Annotated in this window: 9 protein-coding genes; 5 read left to right on the forward strand and 4 right to left on the reverse strand. The window is 73.6% G+C overall.

Annotated elements, in window-relative coordinates; translation table 11 throughout:
- The 5 genes from DAT37_RS35930 to DAT37_RS35950 form a co-directional block, all read left to right on the forward strand.
- Positions 1 to 1,137: urease subunit alpha (locus DAT37_RS35930; RefSeq protein WP_109529407.1), on the forward strand; the 1,137-nt coding region annotated here is incomplete at its 5' end.
- Between the two features lie 46 nt (positions 1,138 to 1,183).
- Complete coding sequence (locus DAT37_RS35935; RefSeq protein WP_109529408.1) at positions 1,184 to 1,885, forward strand: urease accessory protein UreF; 702 nt, start codon at positions 1,184 to 1,186, stop codon at positions 1,883 to 1,885.
- 11 nt (positions 1,886 to 1,896) lie between these two features.
- A complete protein-coding gene (ureG, locus tag DAT37_RS35940; RefSeq protein WP_198654607.1) occupies positions 1,897 to 2,571 on the forward strand; it encodes an urease accessory protein UreG in 675 nt (224 codons plus the stop codon).
- A 56-nt stretch (positions 2,572 to 2,627) separates the two neighbouring features.
- Complete coding sequence (locus DAT37_RS35945; protein ID WP_198654608.1) at positions 2,628 to 3,407, forward strand: urease accessory protein UreD; 780 nt, start codon at positions 2,628 to 2,630, stop codon at positions 3,405 to 3,407.
- Between the two features lie 9 nt (positions 3,408 to 3,416).
- Positions 3,417 to 3,887 carry a hypothetical protein gene (locus tag DAT37_RS35950; RefSeq protein ID WP_109529409.1) on the forward strand — a complete coding sequence of 157 codons (471 nt, stop codon included), beginning with the start codon at positions 3,417 to 3,419 and terminating at the stop codon, positions 3,885 to 3,887.
- Between the two features lie 11 nt (positions 3,888 to 3,898).
- Here the strand turns inward: DAT37_RS35950 and era are convergent, their stop codons facing one another.
- The 4 genes from era to DAT37_RS35970 are packed head-to-tail and all read right to left on the reverse strand — an operon-like array spanning position 3,899 to position 6,287.
- Positions 3,899 to 4,825 (reverse strand): GTPase Era, encoded by a 927-nt coding sequence (era, locus tag DAT37_RS35955; protein ID WP_109529410.1) that lies wholly within the window; start codon positions 4,823 to 4,825, stop codon positions 3,899 to 3,901.
- Entirely contained in the window at positions 4,825 to 5,301 is a 477-nt protein-coding gene (locus tag DAT37_RS35960) for an NUDIX domain-containing protein (protein WP_109529411.1), read from the reverse strand. Before DAT37_RS35960 ends, era begins: the two co-directional genes overlap by 1 nt.
- Before the next feature lies 1 nt (position 5,302).
- Entirely contained in the window at positions 5,303 to 5,623 is a 321-nt protein-coding gene (locus DAT37_RS35965) for a cytidine deaminase (RefSeq protein WP_109529415.1), read from the reverse strand.
- 10 nt (positions 5,624 to 5,633) lie between these two features.
- Positions 5,634 to 6,287 carry a hypothetical protein gene (locus DAT37_RS35970; protein ID WP_109529412.1) on the reverse strand — a complete coding sequence of 218 codons (654 nt, stop codon included), beginning with the start codon at positions 6,285 to 6,287 and terminating at the stop codon, positions 5,634 to 5,636.
- Between the last annotated feature and the right edge of the window lie 439 nt (positions 6,288 to 6,726).

Consider the following 6,726-nt stretch of genomic DNA (forward strand, 5'->3'; position numbering starts at 1 on the left):
TACCCGCTGAACTTCGCGCTGCTCGGCAAGGGCAACACGGTCAACCCCGAGGGGCTGCTGGAGCAGCTCCGGGCGGGCGCCTCGGGCTTCAAGCTGCACGAGGACTGGGGCACCACGCCCGCCGCCATCGACGCCTGCCTGAGCGTGGCCGACGCCACCGGGGTGCAGGTCACCATCCACACCGACACGCTGAACGAGGCGGGGTTCGTCGAGTCGACGCTGGCCGCCATCGGCGACCGGATGATCCACGCCTACCACACCGAGGGCGCGGGCGGCGGGCACGCCCCCGACATCATCCGGGTGGCGTCCCTGTCCAACGTGCTGCCCTCCTCCACCAACCCGACCAGGCCGCACACCGTCAACACGCTCGACGAGCACCTCGACATGCTGATGGTCTGCCACCACCTCAACCCGTCCATCCCGGAGGACCTGGCGTTCGCCGAGTCGCGCATCAGGCCCACGACGATGGCGGCCGAGGACGTGCTCCACGACATGGGCGCCATCTCCATGATCGGTTCGGACTCGCAGGCGATGGGCCGCATCGGCGAGACCGTCATCCGCACCTGGCAGACGGCTCACGTCATGAAGGGCCGCCGCGGCTCGCTGGGCGGCCCGGCCGACAACCTGCGCGCCCGCCGCTACATCGCCAAGTACACGATCTGCCCGGCCGTCGCCCACGGCCTCGACTCCGAGATCGGCTCGGTCGAGCCGGGCAAGCTCGCCGACCTGGTGCTGTGGGATCCGGCGTTCTTCGGGGTCAGGCCCACACTGGTGATCAAGGGGGGCGTGGTGGCCTGGGCCCAGATGGGCGACGCCAACGCCTCCATCCCGACGCCCCAACCCGTGCTCCCCCGTCCCATGTTCGGCGCGGCGCCGGCCACGGCCGCGTCCACGTCGCTCCACTTCGTCTCGCCGCTCGCCCTGGACGACGGACTCGCGGACCGCCTCGCCGTACGGCGCCGCCTGGTGGCGGTGGCGGACGTGCGCAAGCGCGGCAAGCCCGCGATGCCGCTCAACGACGCGCTGCCGCGGATCGAGGTGGCGCCGGACACCTTCGAGGTCCGCGTGGACGGCGACCTCATCGAACCCGCCCCCGCCCGCACGCTGCCCATGGCGCAGCGCTACTTCCTCTTCTGATGCCCACCGCCAGCCCACGCCCGGTCGCCTCCGGTGGCGGCCGGCCATGAACCCCGCGCTGCTCCTCCTCGCCGACTCGCGGCTCCCGGCCGGGGGGCACGCCCACTCCGGCGGCGCCGAACAGGCCGTCACCTCGGGCGCCGTACACGACCTCGCGTCTCTCGCCGGGTTCCTGCGGGGTCGCCTGCACACCTCGGGCCGCGTCGCCGCCGCCCTCGCAGCCGCGGCGTGCGCCAACGCGGCGCGCGCCTGCGCCCCTTCCGGGAAAGCCGCTCCCGGCGTACCGCCCGATCCCGCGTGGGCCGAGCTGGACGCCGAGGCCGACGCCAGGACCGCCTCGCCCGCCCAGCGCGACGCCTCCAGGATCCAGGGCAGGCTGCTGCTCCGGGTGGCCCGCCGGGTCTGGCCCTCCCCCGCCCTCGACGGCCTGGCCCTGTCCGTCCCCGAGCCCCACCACTCCGTCACCCTGGGCGTGACGGCGTACGCGGCGGGGGCGTCACCGGAGGACGCCGCCCTGGCGGCGGCCTACCACGCCGTCACCGGCTCGGCGACCGCGGCGGTCCGCCTCCTGGGGCTCGACCCGGTGGAGGTCCACCGGCTGCTCGCCGACCTCTCCCCCGACCTGTCCGCGACCGCCGCGCTCACCGCCATCACCGGCTGGGCGGGGCTGCCCGCCCACTCCGCCCCGGGCCTGGACCTTCTGGCCGAGAGCCACGCACGAGCCGGGACCCGGTTGTTCGTCTCCTAGGAAAGGAACCCATGATGGGCGCCAACCATGAGGATCACCACCACGCACCCGACGGCCGCGAGCGCGCCCTGCGCCTGGGCATCGGCGGCCCGGTGGGCAGCGGCAAGACGGCCCTGGTGGCGGCGCTGTGCCGCGTGCTCGGCCCGTCGCTGAGCCTTGGCGTGGTGACCAACGACATCTACACCACCGAGGACGCCGACTTCCTGCGCCGGGCGGGAGTGCTCGACGAGGACCGCATCCTCGCCGTGGAGACCGGATGCTGCCCCCACACGGCCATCCGCGACGACATCGCCGCCAACCTCGACGCCGTGGAGACCCTGGAGCACCGGTTCGGCCCGCTGGACGTCGTCATCGTGGAGAGCGGCGGCGACAACCTGACCGCGACGTTCAGCCGTGGCCTGGTGGACCGGCAGGTGTTCGTCCTCGACGTGTCGGGCGGCGACAAGGTGCCCCGCAAGGGCGGGCCCGGCGTGACCATGGCCGACCTGCTCGTCATCAACAAGACCGACCTGGCGCCGCTGGTCAGCGCCGACCTCGGTGTCATGGCCCGCGACGCGGCGGCCGTGCGCGGGGACCGGCCGGTCGTGTTCACCTCGATCAGGCGGGAGCCGTCGGTGCCCGAGGTGGCGGCCTGGGTCTCCGCACAGGTGCGGGAGTGGGCCCATGTGCCGGCCCACCTCGGCTGATCATGCTGGAGTCCGCGTCTCCCTCCAACTCCATGTCGGGTTCCATGTCGAGCTCCATGTCCAGCTCCATGTCCGGGGCCTCGTGCGGGTCGGCGGCGCCGATGCGGGCCCGTGCCGCGGTGGCGACCGCCCTGTACGCGGGGCGGACCGCCATCCCGGTGCTGAGCTCGTCCCCGCCGCTGACGTTCCGCCAGACGGGGCCGCACGCCGTACACCTGGTCTCGACGGCGGCGGCCCCGCTCGGCGGCGACGTCCTCGAAGTGGACCTCGACGTGGCCCCCGGCACCAAGCTCGACGTGGGCTCGGTGGCGAGCACCGTGGTGCTGCCCGGGCGGGGCGAGTCGACCATGCTGATCACCGCACGGGTGGGCGCCGGGGCCACGCTCCGCTTCACCCCAGAGCCGACCGTGCTGGCCGCAGGCTGTGACCACCGCATGCTGGTACGGCTGGCGCTGGCGGAGGGCGCGCACGTGTTCTGGCGCGAGGAGATCGTCTTCGGCAGGTACGGCGAGGCGCCCGGCCGCTGCCACGCCCGCTTCGACGCCACCCGTGCCGGACGCCCGCTGCTCAGGCAGGAGTTCACGGTGGGCGACCCGGCGCTCGACGCCTCCACGGCCGTCTACGGCGACGCCCGCTGCGTCGGCACCACGCTCGTCACCGGTCCGGACCCCGGCCGCCGGGAGGCGGTGGTCGGCGCGGGCGTCGCCGTGCTGCCGCTGGCCGGGCCCGGCACCCTGGTGTCGGCGCTCGGCGGCGACGCGGTGGAGCTGCGGCGTCGGCTGGAGTGGGGCGAGTCCCTGGCGCTCGGCCTGGCCGGGGCGGCCCACCCGGCCTAAGGTGACCGTGTGGCCGACTCTCCCTCCCTGGGCCCCGCCGAGCGCGGGACGCGGCGCGGCTACGCGCTGGCCGTCGCCGTCGCCGGGGCCTCGCTGGTGGTCAGCGCGATCTTGCCGTGGGCGGGCGTCGAGGCCAGGAGCGACCTCCTCGGGGGCGGCGTGTCCAGCGGCATCCGCGGTGTGGACGCGGGCCTGGGGGTCTACACGCTGGCCGCCGGGCTGGCGGCGCTGGCGCTGGGCGTCGCCGGGGGGCTGGGCCGCCCGTGGATCGCCGCCCTGGCCGTCGTGCCCGGCGGGCTGGCGACGGCGCTGCTGGTGATGTTCGTGGCGGACCCGCGCGGCCTGGCCGACCGGGTCTCGCTGGACCTGGGCAGGGTCCTGTCGGTGGAGCCGGTGATCCGCTACGGCTGGTTCGCCGCCCTGGCCGCCTCGCTGGCAGTGGTGCTCTTCGCCGTCCTCACACTGCTCCGCCGATCCTGAACACCCGCCCGTCAGTCGTAGAAGCCGAGGCGGCGGAGCTGCTTGGGGTCGCGCTGCCAGTCCTTGGCGACGCTGATCCGCAGGTCGAGGTAGACGCGGGTGCCGAGCAGCGCCTCGATCTGCTTGCGCGCCCTGGTGCCCACGTCGCGCAGCCGCTCGCCCTTGTGCCCGATCACGATGGCCTTCTGCGAGGGCCGCTCCACGAACATGTGGGCATAGATGTCGAGCAGGTCGTTGCGCCCTTCGCGCGGCAGCATCTCGTCGACCACCACCGCGATCGAGTGGGGCAGCTCGTCGCGCACGCCCTCCAGCGCCGCCTCCCTGATCAGCTCGCCCACCAGCACCTGCTCGGGCTCGTCGGTGAGCTGCCCGCCCTCGTAGAGCGGCGGCGACTCGGGCAGGTGCTCGATCAGCACTTCGGCCAGCACGCCGAGCCGGTCGCCCGCCTCGGCCGACACCGGGACGATCGCGGCGAAGTCCGCGATCGTCGAGACGGCCAGCAGCTGCTCCGCGATCCGCTCCTTGCTCGCCAGGTCGCACTTGGTGACCACCGCGACCACGGGCGTCTTCTTCACGGCCGCCAGCTTGTCGGCGATGAAGCGGTCGCCCTTGCCGATCGGCTCGTTCGCGGGCACGCAGAACCCGATCACGTCCACCTCGGTCAGCGTGGACAGCACGAGGCTGTCGAGCCGCTCGCCGAGCAGCGTCCGCGGGCGGTGCAGGCCCGGGGTGTCGACGATGACGATCTGGGCGTCGGGCCGGTGCACGATGCCCCTGATGGCGCGCCTGGTGGTCTGCGGCTTGGACGAGGTGATCGCCACCTTCGTGCCGACGAGGGCGTTCATCAGGGTGGACTTGCCGACGTTCGGCCTCCCCACGAAGCAGGCGAATCCGGCGCGATGGCTGTCTGGCGAAGTCACCTGTGCATTGTCGCCCATCAGGAAACCTGACCGCGCCACCAGGCGAACACCTCGGGCAGCACCCGGGGCGACCACTCCGTCATCGTCAGACCGGGCAGCTCCTCCTCGGTGACCCACCGGAAGCCGGTGATCTCGTCGCCGTCGGGGACGGGCGTGCCGGAGGCGAGCACGCAGCCGTACACCGCGATCATGTACATGCACTCGTGGCCGTTGGGATAGACGGTGCGGAACTCCGCCCCGCTGTAGACGCCGATCAGGCCGCGTACGCCGACATCCACGCCGAGCTCCTCGCGCAGCTCCCTGACCACGCTCTCCTCGGGCCGCTCACCGGGATCGACGCCGCCGCCCGGCGCGGCCCACAGGCCCACGTCGCCGTGCCGCGCCACCAGCAGCCGCCCGGCCGCGTCGAACACGCACCCGCACACCGAGGGCAGCATCAGCAGGTCGGAGCCCAGCTTGGCGCGCAGCCCGGCCAGATAGGGCGACATCGGCATGTCAGCTCCTGAGCGTCCCGTCGGGGTCGGCCACGAGCAGCGCCTTGACGCCCAGCTCGCGCACCACCTCCTGGTCGGCGGCGCTCGGGCCGGCGTCCTGAGTCACCAGGGCAGCCGCCTCCAGGGAGCGGGCGCCGCTGGAGACCGCCATCGCCACGGCCACCTGGACCGCGGAGAGGGTGAGCGAGGTGAGCGCGACGTCGGTGGCGGAGTAGGTGCGGCCGGTCTCGTCGCGCACGGCGGCGCCCTCGGCTGAGCCGTTGCGCGCCCGGGCGGCACGGGCCAGGGTGATGATCTTGCTGTCTTCGGGATCGAGTGTCACGGGCACTAGGTTAGGCGCTGGCCATCTCCAGCACCGCCCCGAGGAGGCGCCTGGTGCGCTCGGGGTCGACCTGGGCCAGCCCCGTGTGGACGAGCGAGACGAGCGTGTCGCCCGTGCGGACGAGCACCACGTCCATCGCGTACGGGTAGCCCTTCAGCCTGCCTCGCAGCTCGGCGCCCACCGCCCGGTCGCCCACGTCCTCCAGGGACAGCCCCAGCGGTCGCAGCCTGAGGCGGGTGCCGCCGGCCGAGCGCATCGCCCGGCACTGCGACATGGCCCGCGCGAGGTCGTCGAGGTGCTCCTCGGCCTCGGAGTTCGCGTACTGGGCCAGCCCCACCGCGACCTGCTCACCGAGCTCGTCGCCCTGGTAGCTGACCGCCGCCTGCGCGGTCAGGGATTGCGCGGGAGCCCGCCCGCCGGCGGGTTCGAGGACGGCCAGGCAGTCGCGGTTCGCCGGCGTGAACGGGGCCCGCCAGGCCCGCCCGGGCCGGGGCGAGAAGCCGTCGGGCAGCCGTGGCCGGTCGTTGAGCGCCCTGTGCAGCCTGGCCGTGGCGCGCGGGTCGACGCGGACCTCGGCGTCCGGGCCGCCGCATCCTGCCAGGCTCCCGGCCAGGAGGCCGCCGGCGGCGGCCAGGCAGCCGATGATCCGCAGTCCGCGTTCCATGATTTCCCCCCGGGACGCGATCTCCCCAGGCCCCGAGCAGGACAATCCACCGTAGTTGCCAATAAAGGATCAAACGCGAAAAGGGGGCCCTCATTCGGCTATCCGGACGAGAGCCCCCTTTACGCCTAGCAACGTCGCGACCGGCTGACCGGTCAGGACGCTGCCGCCCCCCGGGAGCGTCCTCTCGCCGCGAACCCCATCCGGCGGTCGGTCGCTCCCCTCGTGACACCCTCCGCACGGGGTGTCGGAGCCAGACTGGGGCATACCACTTGCAGAAGGCTTGGAGAACACTTGCCGATCACTGTCAAGGGCGCGCCGGCGAACGTGTCAGTCCTGCTCAGCGGCGGCGGGCACGGCGTCGCCCGCGGGCGGCGTGACCCGGCGGACCACCACGGTGCTGATGCGGTTGCGCCGCCCGGCGAGGCTCTCCGCGGTCAGC

The organism is Nocardia aurea (genome assembly GCF_003123685.1).
In the GTDB taxonomy this organism is placed as follows: domain Bacteria; phylum Actinomycetota; class Actinomycetes; order Mycobacteriales; family Mycobacteriaceae; genus Nocardia; species Nocardia aurea.